The organism is Paenibacillus sp. BSR1-1, from assembly GCF_030403775.1.
In the GTDB taxonomy this organism is placed as follows: Bacteria; Bacillota; Bacilli; order Bacillales; family Cytobacillaceae; genus Neobacillus.
This window is the reverse complement of record NZ_JAQMWQ010000002.1, coordinates 210124-225931: the sequence shown is the minus strand read 5'-3', so window position 1 is coordinate 225931 and position 15808 is coordinate 210124. Positions and strand designations below refer to the sequence as shown.

15 protein-coding genes and 1 other annotated feature are annotated in these 15808 nt (G+C 38.1%); of the genes, 4 read left to right on the top strand and 11 right to left on the bottom strand.

Annotation, left to right across the window (positions count from 1 at the left end; genetic code table 11):
* The first annotated feature begins 46 nt into the window (after positions 1 to 46).
* A complete protein-coding gene (locus PH210_RS04335) occupies positions 47 to 667 on the top strand; it encodes a cysteine hydrolase family protein (protein WP_289983336.1) in 621 nt (206 codons plus the stop codon).
* Positions 668 to 761: 94 nt separating this feature from the next.
* On the opposite strand, the gene PH210_RS04330 is transcribed toward PH210_RS04335, so the two are convergent.
* The 5 genes from PH210_RS04330 to metG form a co-directional block, all read right to left on the bottom strand.
* Complete coding sequence (locus PH210_RS04330; protein WP_289983334.1) at positions 762 to 1511, bottom strand: ABC transporter permease; 750 nt, start codon at positions 1509 to 1511, stop codon at positions 762 to 764.
* Positions 1512 to 2273 (bottom strand): ABC transporter ATP-binding protein, encoded by a 762-nt coding sequence (locus PH210_RS04325; protein WP_289983332.1) that lies wholly within the window; start codon positions 2271 to 2273, stop codon positions 1512 to 1514.
* 246 nt (positions 2274 to 2519) lie between these two features.
* The gene (locus PH210_RS04320; RefSeq protein ID WP_289983330.1) at positions 2520 to 2861 is read right to left on the bottom strand and encodes a DUF1048 domain-containing protein; all 342 of its coding nucleotides are present in this window, start codon (positions 2859 to 2861) and stop codon (positions 2520 to 2522) included.
* The gene (locus PH210_RS04315; RefSeq protein ID WP_289983328.1) at positions 2858 to 3202 is read right to left on the bottom strand and encodes a PadR family transcriptional regulator; all 345 of its coding nucleotides are present in this window, start codon (positions 3200 to 3202) and stop codon (positions 2858 to 2860) included. The genes PH210_RS04320 and PH210_RS04315 overlap by 4 nt, the downstream gene beginning before the upstream one ends.
* Before the next feature lie 309 nt (positions 3203 to 3511).
* Positions 3512 to 5146, bottom strand: a complete 1635-nt coding sequence (metG, locus tag PH210_RS04310; RefSeq protein WP_289983327.1) for a methionine--tRNA ligase — start codon at positions 5144 to 5146, stop codon at positions 3512 to 3514.
* A 63-nt stretch (positions 5147 to 5209) separates the two neighbouring features.
* Positions 5210 to 5483: a binding site (T-box leader), on the bottom strand.
* Positions 5484 to 5817: 334 nt separating this feature from the next.
* On the opposite strand from metG, the gene hcp reads away from it, so the two are divergent.
* The gene (gene hcp, locus PH210_RS04305) at positions 5818 to 7122 is read left to right on the top strand and encodes a hydroxylamine reductase (RefSeq protein ID WP_289983772.1); all 1305 of its coding nucleotides are present in this window, start codon (positions 5818 to 5820) and stop codon (positions 7120 to 7122) included.
* Positions 7123 to 7287: 165 nt separating this feature from the next.
* Here hcp and PH210_RS04300 read toward each other — a convergent pair whose 3' ends face one another.
* The 4 genes from PH210_RS04300 to PH210_RS04285 all read right to left on the bottom strand — a co-directional run bounded on the left by PH210_RS04300 (position 7288) and on the right by PH210_RS04285 (position 12206).
* The gene (locus PH210_RS04300; RefSeq protein ID WP_223587661.1) at positions 7288 to 7488 is read right to left on the bottom strand and encodes a cold-shock protein; all 201 of its coding nucleotides are present in this window, start codon (positions 7486 to 7488) and stop codon (positions 7288 to 7290) included.
* Between the two features lie 167 nt (positions 7489 to 7655).
* On the bottom strand, positions 7656 to 8123 hold the full coding sequence (locus PH210_RS04295; RefSeq protein WP_289983323.1) for a DUF8821 family protein: 468 nt from the start codon (positions 8121 to 8123) through the stop codon (positions 7656 to 7658).
* Between the two features lie 283 nt (positions 8124 to 8406).
* Entirely contained in the window at positions 8407 to 11007 is a 2601-nt protein-coding gene (gene ppsA / locus PH210_RS04290) for a phosphoenolpyruvate synthase (protein WP_289983322.1), read from the bottom strand.
* Positions 11008 to 11456: 449 nt separating this feature from the next.
* Positions 11457 to 12206, bottom strand: a complete 750-nt coding sequence (locus PH210_RS04285; RefSeq protein ID WP_289983321.1) for a GGDEF domain-containing protein — start codon at positions 12204 to 12206, stop codon at positions 11457 to 11459.
* A 221-nt stretch (positions 12207 to 12427) separates the two neighbouring features.
* Here PH210_RS04285 and PH210_RS04280 point away from each other — a divergent pair, with 221 nt between their 5' ends.
* Positions 12428 to 12928, top strand: coding sequence for a hypothetical protein (locus PH210_RS04280; protein WP_289983320.1), 501 nt, complete (start codon positions 12428 to 12430; stop codon positions 12926 to 12928).
* Between the two features lie 41 nt (positions 12929 to 12969).
* On the opposite strand, the gene PH210_RS04275 is transcribed toward PH210_RS04280, so the two are convergent.
* Both PH210_RS04275 and PH210_RS04270 read right to left on the bottom strand, forming a co-directional pair.
* Entirely contained in the window at positions 12970 to 13773 is an 804-nt protein-coding gene (locus PH210_RS04275; protein ID WP_289983318.1) for a metallophosphoesterase, read from the bottom strand.
* Positions 13774 to 14673 (bottom strand): AraC family transcriptional regulator, encoded by a 900-nt coding sequence (locus PH210_RS04270; protein ID WP_289983761.1) that lies wholly within the window; start codon positions 14671 to 14673, stop codon positions 13774 to 13776.
* Between the two features lie 125 nt (positions 14674 to 14798).
* Here PH210_RS04270 and PH210_RS04265 point away from each other — a divergent pair, with 125 nt between their 5' ends.
* Positions 14799 to 15743: a DMT family transporter gene (locus PH210_RS04265; protein ID WP_289983316.1), complete on the top strand. Its 945-nt coding sequence runs from the start codon at positions 14799 to 14801 to the stop codon at positions 15741 to 15743.
* Positions 15744 to 15808 lie beyond the last annotated feature (65 nt).

The window sequence follows — 15808 nt, the reverse complement described above, 5'->3', positions numbered from 1 at the left end:
TTTTAAAAGGAAGAATACCAATTTATGTGAATTGGAGGAAAAATGAATGTTCAAACCTAATCCCTCAAATACAGCAATTGTCATAACGGACCCACAAAATGACTTTCTGTCCCCCGGAGGTAAAGGATATCATCTAACAAAAAAAAACATTGAACATTACAACACACTAGGTAACCTTGAAATTCTAATAAGAACAGCTATGAGTAGAGGATACCAACTTTTTGTCTCCCCTCATTATTTATATCCCCATGATTATAATTGGCAATTTACTGGAGCTGAACAAGAAATGTTACTAAAGCTTCGAATGTATCAAAAACAAAATGACTACACTTCTTTTGGAGCCGACTGGGTTCCTTCACTAAAGCCATACATTTTATCTAACCAAACTGTCATTGCTACCGCCCATAAGATTGCCAGTCCGCAGACAAATGACCTCGTTTACCAATTACGTCAGCATAGCAAAGAAAAGGTGATCTTGGCAGGTGTCTTATCAAACATTTGTGTAGAATCCCATATGAGAGACTTAATCGAAAATGGATTCCAAACAGCTGTTGTTTATGATGCCACTGCCACCATAAGTGAGAAGGATTTTCAAGCAGCTGTGACAAATTATCATGCATTCAGCAGTGCTGTATGGTCAACTCAACAGGCGATCTCACTATTATAAAATTAAAATACTGTCCCCCGAGTTAAGTATAAAAGGGTTGCTTGTGAAAGCAGCCCTTTTTATAACCCTAAAGTTCTTCCCCATAATGGTGTACTTACCCTAACTGGCGTTTAAATTCTTTACTGGCTATGAAGTAAGCGATGACCATGATTCCGACGCACCAAGAAAGCGCGATCCAGATATCGTTGCCAACAGACCCTTCATACAAGAGGGCACGAATTGCATTTACGATTGAAGTCACGGGCTGGTTGTCAGCGAACGCACGAACAATTTTAGGCATGGTTTCGGTGGGGACAAAGGCCGAACTTATAAACGGCAGGAAAATCAGCGGGTACGAGTATGCTGTCGCCCCTTCCATAGACCCTGCTCTCAATCCAGGAATGACCGCCAGCCATGTCAGTGCCAGCGTAAACAGCCCGAGTATCCCAGCTACCGCGAGCCAATCCAGGATACCAGCGCTAGAACGGAAGCCCATCAAGAGCGCGACCAGGATAACCACCACGACTGTAAGCACATTAGATACAAGCGAAGTCAACACGTGAGCCCACAATATTGATGAGCGCTTGATGGGCATGGTAATGAAACGCGCCATCAGCCCGCTCTTTACATCTGTAAACAGCCGCAAGGAAGTATAAGCGACACCGGATGCGATAGCCATCAGCAAAATTCCCGGCAATAAATAATTGACGTAGTTGTCCGTGCCTGTCTCTATAGCACCGCCAAATACGTAGACAAACAGCAGCATCATCATAATCGGCGTAATCGCCACCGTGATAATCGTATCCGGGCTTCGCATGATGTTGCGCATTAACCGCCCTAATAATACCCCTGTTTTGTTTTTCATTTACATCTCCTCCTTTTTGCCGATGATTGCGAGGAAAATTTCTTCCAATGTCGGCTGCTTCTCGATGTACTCCACTTTCGCTGGCGGGAACATCTCCTTGAGATCGGTAAGGGTACCGGTCGTGATGATTTTTCCGCCATGTAAGATGGCGATACGGTCCGCCAGTTGTTCGGCTTCCTCTAGGTACTGGGTCGTCAGCAAGATGGTCGTGCCGCCGGCTGCAAGCTCCTTAACAGTTTCCCAGACTTCAATCCGCGCTTCGGGATCAAGCCCGGTGGTCGGTTCGTCGAGAAAAATGACTTCCGGGGTACTGATCAGGCTCATGGCGAGGTCAAGCCGGCGTTTCATCCCGCCGGAATATTTGTCCGCCCGGCGGTTGCCCGCATCGGTGAGGCTGAATCTTGCAAGCAGATTGTCGGCGACTTGAGCGGGATTGGAAACACCCCGCAATTTGGCGATCATCATCAGGTTTTCCCTTCCTGTGAGCATTCCGTCTAAAGCTGCGAACTGCCCTGTCAAACTGATACTCTGGCGAACATGATTTGGTTGATGCTTGACGTCAAAGCCGCAAATCCCTACTTCGCCGCCATCTGGCTTCATCAGCGTCGAGAGGATGTTGACCGTCGTCGTCTTGCCCGCTCCATTTGAGCCCAGCAGTGCGAAAATTTCGCCACGCCGCACCTCAAAATCGACCCCCTTTAAGACTTCCTTATCTTTAAAGGATTTTTTTAACCCTTTTACAGAAATCGCTGCACTGCTCATAATTATTTCCTCCTTATAAAAGCGTTAGATTGCCTATACTTCGCTACTAAGTCTGACTGATATTCTGTATTACTTACTACTAGGATAAAAATATAACTGAATAGTGAAGGTGAACACATTACATTTGTAACCAGCTATTCAGTCGGTATGATCTATTGAATTTTCTTTTTTCCCTATCGCTTCATGATACTCTGATTCCTCTTTAGTATCGATGCTAGGTGAAAATCGACTTCTAGGATTTCGCCATTAGCCACGACCAATCGTATCGTTCAACTTCTTGCGATATTTGTCCCTCCAAGTTTTCTCGTCCTTCACTAACTCGTCGCAGAAAGCGGCCACGTCCTCGCCTGTAAGGTCAGTAACTTTCTTGCCGTCCGCTGCACCTTCCTCGAACAGGTCGAGAATGCCGTAAAAGATACGGCTGCTGTCCTTCCAGTCGATGGGACCACCACCAGCAGTCCACATATATTTTTGGATAGCTTTGTAAGCGTTGCGGTACTCACTTGGAAGTGCCTTCGCACGCGCCTCCATCGCCTTCCATTCCCGCTTGTCATCCAGACTTCCGATAATTTTTTCAAAAATACTCATGTTATTTCTCCCTTTAATTTTATTTTAGTTTTAAGTTCGTTAATTTTACTTGAGACGAAATCCCATTTTTTCCAAAAAACTTCAAGTTGCTCTTGACCTGCTGTGTTGAGTGTGTAAAATTTTCTCGGTGGCCCCATAGTGGATGGCTTTTTCTCAATTTCCACCAGATTGTTTTTCTCAAGCCTCATGGTAATCGTATAAACTGTGCCTTCCACAACATCAGTGAAGCCAAGTTCTCGCAGCTGTTGCGTAATTTCATAGCCGTACGTTTCGCCACGACTGATGATTTCAAGCACACAACCCTCAAGCACCCCTTTCAGCATTTCCGTAATATTTTCCAATATTTTACCTCCATTTATATTTCACTTATATATTTTTCAGTCCTCTGTATCACAGGCATTTTGTGTTGCTGATATTCAGTATTACTGACTACTAGTATATAGTATTACCGAATAGCACCATTTGTCAATAAAACTTTTCATCAAAAAAGCCCGTTTTTGTGCCATCATAGGTATTTTTACCAAATTTATTTTCGAACGGGTTTCAGAAAATATGTGGTTGAAAAGATAAAAATCTTCCCCTTCTAACAAAGGGAAAGACGAGAAAATTATTTTTTTGTATACACCTGAAAAATCCCCTTTTAATCTGTATTAAACAGGCTGGTTGTTTAATCTTTCAATTTCTTCTTGAATTTTTCCTGGGTCTATTCGTTCAAACAACGGTTCAACATTTGACACATGTTGTGACTTAACCAAAAACGCTCTCCATTCCTTTTCTGTTGTGTTTATCATTTCCTTGACTTTTCTGCTTGAAAAAGGAAGATATGGTGTAAGGATATGAGCTAAATTTGCAATTAGATAAACACAGTTCGCCAGCGTTTGTTTGCAAGACTCGGCATCATCTTTTATTTGTTTCCATGGTTGTTGTTCATCAAAGTATTTGTTCGAAAATCTAACAGTTTCAAATACTTTTTCCAATCCTAGTTTGAAAGCTGCCGTTTCAATACAATTACCTACTTCCTTGTATAAACTATTCACTTTATCTTGAATATTCGTAGTTATGTTCTTTTCAGGAATAGCACCATCAAATGACTTTTCAATAAATTTTAATGTCCGATTAACGAAGTTTCCATAAGCCCCTAATAACTCACTATTATGGCTGTAGATAAACTCTTTCCAAGAAAAATCAGCATCACGGTTCTCTGGTGCGTTGATGGTTAAAAAATAACGTATGGAATCTGGTTCGTATCTTTCTAAAATATCTGGAACCCAAACTGCCCAGTTTTTACTTGTAGATAATTTTTTCTTTTCCAATGTCAAATACTCGTTTGAAACGATATGCGTTGGTAATGGTTCTTTTCCAAGACCAGCAAGAATTCCAGGCCAAATAATTGAATGGAAAGGGATATTGTCTTTTCCGTGAACATAATAGGATTGAGTGGAGGAATCCCAAAATGTTGAATCATCGCTAGCTGTTTCCTTTGCCCATAGTTTGCTTGCAGTGTAGTATCCTGATACAGCCTCAATCCAAACATAGACCTTCTTATCTTCATATCCAGCAACTGGAACACTAACCCCAATAGGCAAATCCCTTGAAACGGCCCTATCTTGCAAACCTTCTTTTAAGTATCGTTTCGTAAGAGAAATGGCATTTTCCCTCCATAGGGTATTGTCTTCTGCTTCTTGAGTATAGTTTTCCAAAACATTTTGGAAAGAGCTTAAAAAAAAGTAAAAATGCTCAGTGAATCTTGTAGTAGGTTCGTGTCCGCAAATTTTGCATTTTCTTTCAAGTAATTCAAGTGGTTCTAAAATCGTTGAGCAATTGTCACATTGATCGCCACGCGAAGGCTCTTTACAAACAGGACAAATTCCTTCAACATAACGATCAGGTAAAAACTGTTGACAATGTTCACAATAGGTTTGTTCGATTTCTTTTTTGTAAATCAGACCCTTATCAAGTAACTTTAAGAATATCTCTTGAACGATTTTATGGTGATGTGCAGTGTCAGTTCTTGTATAAGTATCGTATGAGAATCCTAATCTTGAAAAACAATCTTCAAATTCTTTATGATAACGGTCTGCAATCACTTTTGGAGAAACACCTTCTTGCTTTGCTCTGACTGTAATCGGTGTTCCATTACAATCGCTTCCTGAAACATACAAAACTTTTTCACCCTTTAAACGGTAATATCTCGCTAGAATGTCGCCAGGCAACAAACTTGAAATATGACCTAAATGTAATGAGCCGTTCGCATATGCCCAAGCCCCACCAATAAAAATACTCATTGATTAAAACCTCCTTAAAAAATATCATTTAAAAAACAAAAAAACCTCGCCTTAACTGTAATAGTTAAGGGCGAGGTTTAAATTTCCACGCGATACCACCTTAATTTGCAAATAGTTCACACCATTTGCCTCAACAAGTACGGAGTATTAAAAGCTACTCTTATACTGTGACATTAATAACGAGTGCCAAATCCCGTCGTAACCTACTAATACTAAAATACGTTCAGTCCGAAGCTCAGAGACCATTGTTCAAATGAATGTTTTTGCCTCTTTTCAGCTACCGAAGCTCTCTGGTGAAAAACAGTTACATTTTACTTTTTCTCTTCATTGCCTTTATTAAATAATTTAACAATAGTTTATTCAAAAATTTCCCAAGAGTCAATAACGAAATAATTTTTATATATAAAATTTTCATTTTTACTTTAAAATGCTTCTACTCCAAAATGGCGGTGGGTTCTTCAGCTCTCTCTTGTCACGAAGTGTTCAAATCTTTTTGACTTGTTTGTGAACTGTTTCTTGAAGAGCTCCAAATTCTAAATCAACGAATTTATAATAGCCATGTAACCAAGTTGATTATATGTTTTTTACATATGACACTTATTCAATCATTCACACAAAAAAGAGAAAGTTTATTAGCTGGAAAACTGACAAAAATGGAAAGAGGGAAAAAAATGTTTTGTTATCAATGTGAGCAAACTCCAACTGGCGGTTGCAATGTAATCGGTGTTTGTGGAAAAGATGAAACGATTGCAAGTTTACAAGATACAATTATTTTTGGATTAAAGGGTATTGCTGCCTATCGTACTCACGCTAACCAGCTGGGATTCACAGATCATTTCGTAGATTCAACTACACACGAAGCCCTTTATTTGACACTGACAAATTCAAACTTTAACTTACAAGAGCATATCGATATGGCGATGAAAGTTGGTCAATCGGCAGTGCGTGTTATGGAGTTACTAGATGAAGCACACACAAGTAGACTTGGAATTCCGGAACCGATTCGAGTGAGCCAAAATAAAATTGAAGGTAAATGTATTGTTGTTACTGGTCACAATCTTTTTGCTTTAGAAGAATTACTAAAGCAGACGGAAGGAAAAGGTATCAATATCTATACCCATTCTGAAATGCTTCCTGCTCATGGTTATCCGGTATTGAAAAAATATTCGCATTTAAAAGGAAATATCGGGAAGGCTTGGTACGATCAACGCCGCCTTTTTGAAAAATTCCCTGGAGCTATTTTAGCGACTACCAATTGTGTAATGCCTATTAAAGGTACTTATGCAGATCGCATGTTTAGTTATGAAGTAGCCGGTTTAGAAAATGTCCAAAAAATTGTTAATGATGATTTTTCAGCATTAATCGAAAGAGCATTGGAACTACCTGAAGCCAATATAGATTCTGATGAAACACTATTAACCGGATTCCATCATGAAACCGTTTTAGGTTTAGCACCAGAAGTCATTGCAGCTGTTAAAGAAGGAAAAATTAAAAGATTTTTTGTTATTGCTGGTTGCGATGCACCTGGTAAAGGAGGAGAATACTACCGTGAATTTGCAACATCCCTGCCTCCTGAGACAGTGATCCTTACAACATCATGCGGAAAATTCCGTTTTAATGATGTTGATTATGGAACTGTACCTGGTACAGATATTCCACGGTATATTGATTTAGGCCAATGTAATAACTCTGTTTCAACCATTAAAATTGCTAAGGGGCTTGCAGAGGCTTTTGAATGTGAGATTAATGAACTTCCTGTCAGCATCGTTCTTTCATGGTTTGAACAAAAAGCAGTTGCCATTCTTTTAGGTCTGTTCAGTCTAGGTATTAAAGATGTCAGAATCGGACCAAAACCACCTGAATTCATTTCTGAAGGTGTAATGAACGTTCTTCAAGACACATTTAATTTAAAATTAATCGGCACAGCCCAAGCGGATATACAGGAAATGCTTCAACTTTCAACTAATCAGTCGTAAGTCGAATAATAAAACCGAAACGCGTGAATTAGGTATTTCAATATTAATATGTTACACTTTGTTTACCATTTGTTTTACTGTTTTCTGCTTCCCCACCCATTCTAAGGTGGGGTTCTTTTTTTAGCATTAAAAAACAGACTCCAAAGTGGAGTCTGTTTTTTTGAATTAAGCTTTACGAACGTTAGCCGCTTGTGGTCCACGGTTACCTTGCTCAACGTCAAAAGTAACGGATTGACCTTCTTCAAGAGTTTTGAAGCCTTCGCCTTGGATAGCTGAGAAGTGAACGAATACATCTTCTCCACCTTCACGCTCGATGAATCCGAAGCCTTTTTCGCTGTTAAACCATTTTACTTTACCATTTTCCATTTTTCATTTGCCTCCTAGTGTGTTAAACACACAATATATTACTATCCTTGCTCTTAGTGATCATCAAGAAGAAAAACACCGAACAAAAATATTTATTAAAGAATATCACTAATTAAAAACGTTTTCAAGTTTACAATCTTTAGACCAGTTTTGTGCTTCTGCTTACTTTAATATTCTCCTTTAATTACAAAGTACGAGCCCCGAATGGTACCCGCTAGTTTAGACTTCTGCCTGGCAAACTTAAACTTCCCTTCTAACTCCTTTGGTACCTCCATTCCATCAGAAAGCTTAAATCCAACGGCCCGCTTCGGCTTAGGTCCATCAACCGTATACATGACATTGACCGAAAGACCATCCTCATAAAAGACGTAGGCCATTTTGATATTTTCCACTTGAAAACGCGACGTTTCTAAAGGTTCGGCCGCAAACTCAATATCACGTTCTACTTTCAAAATTCGGTTCACATAATCAAGGGTCTCCTGGCTTTCGCTCGCTGGTACAACCGTAAATTCATGCTTGTATTTGGTCATAAAATAACGAGCTTCATTAGCTCGTAAACCAGCTAGCGCTTCTCTTACAGGCGAAGACTCTAAACCAACCGTAGACACATTTTTAAAATCAACACTATAGGACATTTCCATCCATCCTTTTATCTCTTAATTTCATAATAGGAATTCACATTTTTATTAGAATAAGTATATTCTTTTTTGAATAAGGGTTGCAAGAGTTTTCAGAAAGTAACAGCACTTGCAACGGAATCTTCAATCCATGACACCAAACTCATATTTTAAAACAAAACTATCAGTGAATATGGATTTAATTTTCAGTTAAAAGAATTGTCAAACCGCACTATTTGCGTAACAAAAAAAGCGACTGTTCCGTTGAACAATCGCTTTGGTTAGTTTTGTCGGAATCCTATTACAATATCGCTATATACCCTTCTGTTCCATGCACGCGGATTCGCTGCCCATCTTTTATTAGTTTGGTAGCATTTTCTACCCCAACAATTGCTGGTAAGCCATATTCACGTGCGATTACTGCTCCGTGGGTCATCAGTCCACCAACTTCGGTAACTAGGCCTTTTATAGATACAAACAAAGGAGTCCAGCTAGGGTCAGTAAAGGCGGTGACCAATATATCTCCATCTTCTAGATCAGCATCTTCCATGTTTAAGATGACACGTGCTCTTCCCTCTATCACTCCGGAAGAAACAGGCAGACCTACAATAGCTTCGGGAGGGAGATGCTCTCGTTTGTACCCACCTGTACTGATTTCACCATCAGACGTGATCACACGTGGAGGAGTAAGTTTTTCAAATAATTTGTACTCCTCTTTTCTTTTTCTGATGATTTGGTAATCCAATTTATTTGTGCGTACGACTTCGTGAAGTTCTTCAAAAGTGAGATAGAATATATCTTCTTTTTCATGAATAACACCCGCCTTTACGAGTTGTTCAGCTTCTTTCAGTAAAGCGAGCTTATAAACGAAGTAGCGACTAACCATGCCGTATTTTGGATATTCACGGTAACCGATGAAATTTCGGATTAGGTCGATCATGTGTTTTGTTTCTTTGGATTTTTGTTCACCATACGGTAATTGCTTCAATCGATCTAATATCTCTTGCTCTTTTTTCAAAGCTTCATGTAGTCCTTGCTCAAATTTCCGATTGCTGGCATTAGGCTCAAAGTTTTTTATGTTACCCAGAATCATGGGGACAAGTGTAATTGGTTTTTCACTCCAACGAGTTTTAGTAAGATCGATTTCTCCACTGCATCGCATTCCGTATTTGTCGAGATAAGCAAAGATCGCGTCACGGGATTTTTGTCCACCTTCAAACTTAACCAGTTCATCCAAAAAGTTTTCATCGTTTACATGTTGTAAATAATCAATAACTTCTGGATAAGGACGAATCACATCTGCGACATCCAATAGCGCTAGACCCATTTCTGAAGTAATATTGTTTGGTACAGATTGAGAAAGTGTGTCTGCTGCGTTTTTTTCACCTAACCACTTATTTATGTTTTCATTGATCCATGATGAAGCATTCATAGCTGCCATAAATACACGCGAACTCTGTGGGTTAAATAATATCTTCTTTAATTCCTGGATATCTTCTAAAATAAAATCAAATAAATCCAGACCTGATTTCGTTTGGATGTTTTGTTTTAATTCTTCTATCGATGCTTGAGTACTCTTAATCAAATCAGCAACTATTGCTGGATCGCTTTCCATTTCTGCGAGAGAATCTGTATTGTTTCCGCTGGGACTCGGTGCTTTTTCATCATTCGGTAACGATTTTATCAAATCTCCTCGCTCAATGATGTTCATAAGTGCGTCTTTCATGAGCGGATCGTGTTGTTCCATGGTATTTAATAACCTATCTCTGCTAACTGGTGAAGCCAGATGAGGTGTGACATCAACAAACAACCTGCCGCCAGCTTTACGCATAGGTGCAGGAGTTGTTAACAGGTAAAAAGACAATCCCAATGGTTTCATGGGGTCGGTCATCATTTGTTGATGACCAACAGATATATAAACGTGATTTTCTTGATCATTCGCTTCAGGGATGGGAAAAAGAGTCGTGATTGGACGGCTCTGGACAATATAAAAGGTGTCATCAACCAAACACCATTCGATATCTTGCGGACAACCAAAATAAGCTTCGATCTGTCTTCCGATACGTGCCAGTTGTAAAATTTGTTGTTCAGTAAGTGTTTGAGTCTTTTGCTGATCAGAATCAATTTTTACTGTCTCTGTACCGCCTTCTTTTAATCCATAGATAGCTAATTTTTTGGCTGCTATCCTCTTATCGACGATTTTATCTTCCTGTACTTTATAACAATCCGCAGAGACCAAGCCAGAGACCAGTGCTTCTCCAAGTCCAAAACTGGCATCGATTGATAGCAGCTTCCGGTTAGAAGTAATCGGATCAGCGGTAAATAAAATCCCAGACGCCTGTGGGAAAACCATCCTTTGTACGATAACGGATAAATAAACTTGTCTGTGGTCAAATCCATTTTGCATACGGTAGATTACCGCTCGATCCGTAAATAGAGAAGCCCAGCATTTTCTGATATGCTGCAAGATGGCTTCTTTGCCGATGATATTTAAATAGGTGTCTTGTTGACCAGCAAAAGAGGCATTTGGTAAATCTTCAGCAGTCGCACTAGAGCGCACTGCATAAGCATGTTCATCACCGAACTGGGAGAGATAGTCTGAAACTTCTTTCACAACATCGGAAGGTATTTCTACTTCCATAATGATTTGTCGAATCTTCCGGCTGATTTTACCAATTTGATCTCGATCCTCTACTTTTAGCAGTGTTAGTTGATCTAATAAAGCATGATACGTTTCGTTTTGTTCGATGGCTTTTTGGTAACCCACTGTTGTTACACAAAATCCTTCCGGTACTTGTATTCCTTCAATTTTTGATAATTCCCCTAAATTTAACCCTTTTCCGCCAACGAGCATAAGCTGCGTTTTTTCCATTTCCTGAAAACCGAGAACCAAAGAACTCATTCTACATCTCTCCTAACCAGTAAGGTTCTTTTGATTTTAGCAGTAGAAAATGACAATAAAAAGTCTATTTTGACCATTTTTTATGTGGTATAATTAAATTAGGGATAGTTCGAAAAAATTTAGCTTTCCCTGCCATACAGTAATCTGATACCCCGGTTCATCCTCTCGAAAGCATGCCTTTCATTCGATATAGTAGATATCCTTTATGAAAATAAAATTCTTAAGAAGTTCATTTTCATTGATTGATATACTATTTGTTAAATCTTTTGTTCTCAATACAAACTCTTTAACCCCAATAAATTCTGATTCAGTAATTAGGTAAAATTGTGTTCCTTTTTTAAAGCCATTGAATTGCCTTTTAAGTGTATATACCTTCATTGAAAACCTCGAAAAATTAAAATGATTTTTGTTTGTGTATTTTTATAGATGGGAGGAAATGGTTTTCGGCCTCATTCCCCCTCAAACATTACATAAGTGTTTTTTCCTTGCAATTTAGCTTTATACATAGCTTTATCTGCATTTCTAATTAAGCATATCGCATCTGTTCCATGTTCTGGAAAAAAGGCCAAACCAATACTTGTTGATGTGTAAATCTGAATATTTTTTATGTTAAATGGTTTGTTAATCTCTTCAATGATTCTATTAACAATTTTTGGGGCCGAAGGTTGATCAATCTTTGGTAAAAAAACCAGGAATTCATCTCCCGCAAAGCGTGAAACTGTATCCTCTTTACGTAAACAGTTTAATAGTCGATTTCCCATTTCGATTAATAAAAGATCCCCAATTTCATGACCATAATTGTCATTTACATGTTTAAATCCATCAAAATCAAGGAAAATAACTACGCCAGTTTGCCTTTCCTTTTTTAGATCAATCAGTGAATCGGTTAATATTTCTTCAAAATATCTCCGATTTGACAATCCAGTCAATGGGTCAAAATAGGATAAAGCTTTATACTTTTCTTCTGCTCTCTCTAATCTGATTCTTTGATTCATAACAATAAAGAGAAATGGTATAAAAAGAATGGCAGTAATAATGGTGCCAATGAGCGCTTCCATTCCACCCATAGGTATTTTCCATATCCAGTGAATAACTCTATATAAGATGTTAAATTCAGCAATCTTTATACCCAATAAGCCAATTAAGATAAAAACTATTTTATATGACCATTTTATATATTTATTTCTTCCTGTTTTCAAATAATACATCCCCATTTTAATAATCCTCTTAACAGATTACTAAATCTCATTTACTACTTCAAATGAAGTTTTCTGGTAATAGCTTAACTCACATACTATTAATCTACAGAACATTTTCTTATCTATTATGGGCATACACACAGTCAACTAGGTATTAACCCACGTATGGTACATCAAGTTAGCTTTCATTAAATTTATGAATAATCATAGGAGGTATAAGGATGACAAAATTTTATTCTTTTCATGGGACCGTCACCATGATTACAGATCTTATGGGGCATAATGGTGAAGGAGATGGCTGCCATAAATTAATATCTGTCGTAAACGAAATGGGAGCAATCGTAAATTTCGTGGTGTCACCGAGTACTTACTTTGTAGACCATGTGATGGTGGCAGCAGGAGATCGTGTGACTGGATATTATGACGGAAATGCACCTGCTCCACTTATTTACCCTCCACAGTATCAAGCACTTGTCATGGTAAAAGATAGTCCTTATCAGAATGTTAAAGTAGATTATTTTAATAGTCAGTTGGTAAGTAGTGATGGACGATTACGATTAAATATTTCTCCATACACTCAAATGGTTTTACAAAATGGGCAATCCTTTACAGGGAACCCTGCGAACCGAGATCTCATTGTTATCTATGGGCCATCCACAAAAAGTATCCCCGCCCAAACCACTCCATATAGAATTATAGTATTGTGTTTGAGGTTATTATAGAAAATTCCTGTTTGGGATCATAGTTAGTTTAAAAGAACCTTTTAAATTGTAATGACTTTGATGGACGAGAATATTTCCTCCTCCACAGATTTGAAGTTCCATTCATGTGGATAGTAGCCTAATGGGTTGCATATCATTTCTATTCCTTTATATTTATCATGGTATCTGGTATGAATATGACCAAAAATATATTTTTCAACTCCATATTTCATGGCCAATTCACCCAAGAGTGCACTTCCCATCATCGCATTGAAAAAGTCCCAACTAGGATCGTTTTTACATAATATAAACTGTGAGCAGGGAACGAAATGTGTTACCATAATGATATTTCTTCCGCGATATTTGCTTAACCAGTTCTCTATTCTTGTAATATAACGTTCAGTTACTTCATAATCATTCCCAGTCCAATGAGCATTTGTTTTATCTGGCCACGTAAAGTCATTAAAAGTACCAGTTTGGAATTGTTCATTGGTATATCCTTCTATTCCAAGGGTGTAATCATACCAGCCTCCATCGCCAATAATAACCCATTTTTCATCTAATTCGACTGGACCATTTCCAAGGTTACCTTGAAACTCAAGTAGTGTTTGGTAAGCCAATTCAGAATCTTTATGATATATGTCGTGATTTCCATGCACAAATAATATCCTTGTTTGTGGATATTCACTTTGTAGTTGATTTAACAGGGCAAGACTTTTTTCAGGGCCAGCAGTCATATCGCCGCTAATGACAAACACTTCCGGTGAATGGACTGCGATCCATTTTTTTAGCGTTGCCATGATATCAGACTTTGTATTTTTACGATTTAAACCTTCATGAATATCGGACAAAACCGCAATTCTCATTCAATCCCTCCTGCTCAAATCTTTATGAAAATTCCTGTTTTTGTATGCTAATGGTGTCATGTTCATTGCTTTTCGGAATTTATCAATGAAATAGCTTGTGCTGTTAAAGCCCACTTGATAGGCAACATCTGTGACACTGGAATCTGGTTGTTGTAATAAAACTAAACTTTTTTGAATTCGAAAATCGGTAACGTAATTCAGAGGAGTTTTCTTTAAAATTCGTTTGAAGTATCGACAGCACTCCGAACGGCTTAATTGGCCAGCTCGTGCTATATCGTCTAAAAGGATTTTCTCAGGAAAATGCAGGTGGATCCAATCTAACATCTGCTTCATTCGTTGACTCTTAACCATTTCCGTCTGCTCGTACTCTAATTCAATACCATTAATAATTAGGTTCTTCCAAATTAATGTTAGATGAATGCTGATGTCGATTTCATAGTATGGTGGATTTTCTTTTATCAATTGATTGATTTTCATAATAGAGTCCAAAATATTATTCGCCCAATATTTCTTTGGCACTAAGAGTAAAAAAGGGATATTAGTCGCCTGAATATAAGGGTTTACATAGGTTGAATAAAGTTCTTGTGATAAAACGAAACTTGGGGAAACATTTAAACAAATATAGGTACATCCCGAATCATTTTTATCTTTTGCCATGTGCAGACATCCACTATTTATAAAAAGACCCTCGCCTTCCCGCACCATAATATTTTCTTCATTTACTTGAAAAATTGCTTCTCCTTTTACAACCAGAACAAACTGAAATTCATCATGCCAATGAAGTGGTATATATCCATTTACATTTTGGTTAATCGTTGTTTCGTAACAAGCAATCGGCAGCACAACAGTACGATGTTCAGTTAATTCTTTTAAACTTTGGTCCACCATAAAATCTTTAATTTGCACACTACCGCCTCAATATAATTATATTTTTTCATTCGATTTGAGTATTATTTCAGAGGTTTTCCACTTATTATTTAAGATATTATAACACTATTTTTATATTTGAAGGTGGAGAATCAACCATGAATAGACGAAAGGGAATGTTTCTTGTTATAACGGGAGCAGTGTTTTGGGGAGTCGGTGGCACAGTTGCCAAAAAGCTTTTTCAACAGTATCATATCGATGTGGATTGGCTGGTTACAATCCGATTGCTCATAGCTGGTTTTTTACTCTTAACGGTTCAATATTTCGGAAAAGACCGTTCCCAGATACTTGGTGTTTGGAAAAATCGGAGGATCGCCATTCAATTGATTATCTTCGGGTTACTAGGTATGCTTGCGGTTCAATACACCTACATGGCTTCCATTAAACATGGAAATGCTGCTGTAGCAACACTTTTACAGTATCTAGCACCAGTTATGATTATCGTATACCTAATTTTCCGGAAGCAAACAGTTATAACACGAAGAGATTTGCTGACTGTTTCGCTGGCTTTAGTGGGTTGTTTTTTCTTATTAACAAATGGCTCCATCTCTCAGTTATCTGTGCCAACACCCGCCATCGTTTGGGGTGTATTATCAGGATTAGCTTTAGCATTCTATACTCTATATGCCGTTCCATTATTGAAACAATACGATTCACTTGTCATTGTTGGATGGGCTATGATTATCGGTGGTTTTGCATTAAGCTTTATCCATCAGCCTTGGCAAATGGACTTTTCAAGTTTACCTTTAAAAGCTTATTGGTATTTAACCTTTATTATCGTATTTGGTACTATGATTGCATTTTGGTTCTTTATAGAAAGCTTACAAAGTCTGGAGCCTAAAGAATCAAGTCTTCTAGGCAGCATAGAGCCACTAGCAGCTGTTTTAACAACGGTCTTTTGGCTAAAAGAACCCTTTGGTTCTTTCCAATGGGTTGGTACAGCTTGTATTATTGGCATGATATTTTTGTTGGCTTTGAATAAAAAGTCTTCTTCAAGTACCAGCCAACCTTCAAAAAATGAAGAGCCCCTCAGAGTAAGTTGATAGAGGGGCTTTATTAAAGTCCAACGTTAGCCAACAAAAGTATTTTTCTTTAAATGATTCTCTCT

Coding starts and splice junctions, on each gene's coding strand:
- PH210_RS04335 (WP_289983336.1), top strand. CDS start 47: ATGTTCAAACCTAATCCCTCAAATACAGCAATTGTCATAACGGACCCA.
- PH210_RS04330 (WP_289983334.1), bottom strand. CDS start 1,511: ATGAAAAACAAAACAGGGGTATTATTAGGGCGGTTAATGCGCAACATC.
- PH210_RS04325 (WP_289983332.1), bottom strand. CDS start 2,273: ATGAGCAGTGCAGCGATTTCTGTAAAAGGGTTAAAAAAATCCTTTAAA.
- PH210_RS04320 (WP_289983330.1), bottom strand. CDS start 2,861: ATGAGTATTTTTGAAAAAATTATCGGAAGTCTGGATGACAAGCGGGAA.
- metG (WP_289983327.1), bottom strand. CDS start 5,146: ATGAGTATTTTTATTGGTGGGGCTTGGGCATATGCGAACGGCTCATTA.
- hcp (WP_289983772.1), top strand. CDS start 5,818: ATGTTTTGTTATCAATGTGAGCAAACTCCAACTGGCGGTTGCAATGTA.
- PH210_RS04300 (WP_223587661.1), bottom strand. CDS start 7,488: ATGGAAAATGGTAAAGTAAAATGGTTTAACAGCGAAAAAGGCTTCGGA.
- PH210_RS04295 (WP_289983323.1), bottom strand. CDS start 8,123: ATGTCCTATAGTGTTGATTTTAAAAATGTGTCTACGGTTGGTTTAGAG.
- ppsA (WP_289983322.1), bottom strand. CDS start 11,007: ATGAGTTCTTTGGTTCTCGGTTTTCAGGAAATGGAAAAAACGCAGCTT.
- PH210_RS04280 (WP_289983320.1), top strand. CDS start 12,428: ATGACAAAATTTTATTCTTTTCATGGGACCGTCACCATGATTACAGAT.
- PH210_RS04275 (WP_289983318.1), bottom strand. CDS start 13,773: ATGAGAATTGCGGTTTTGTCCGATATTCATGAAGGTTTAAATCGTAAA.
- PH210_RS04265 (WP_289983316.1), top strand. CDS start 14,799: ATGAATAGACGAAAGGGAATGTTTCTTGTTATAACGGGAGCAGTGTTT.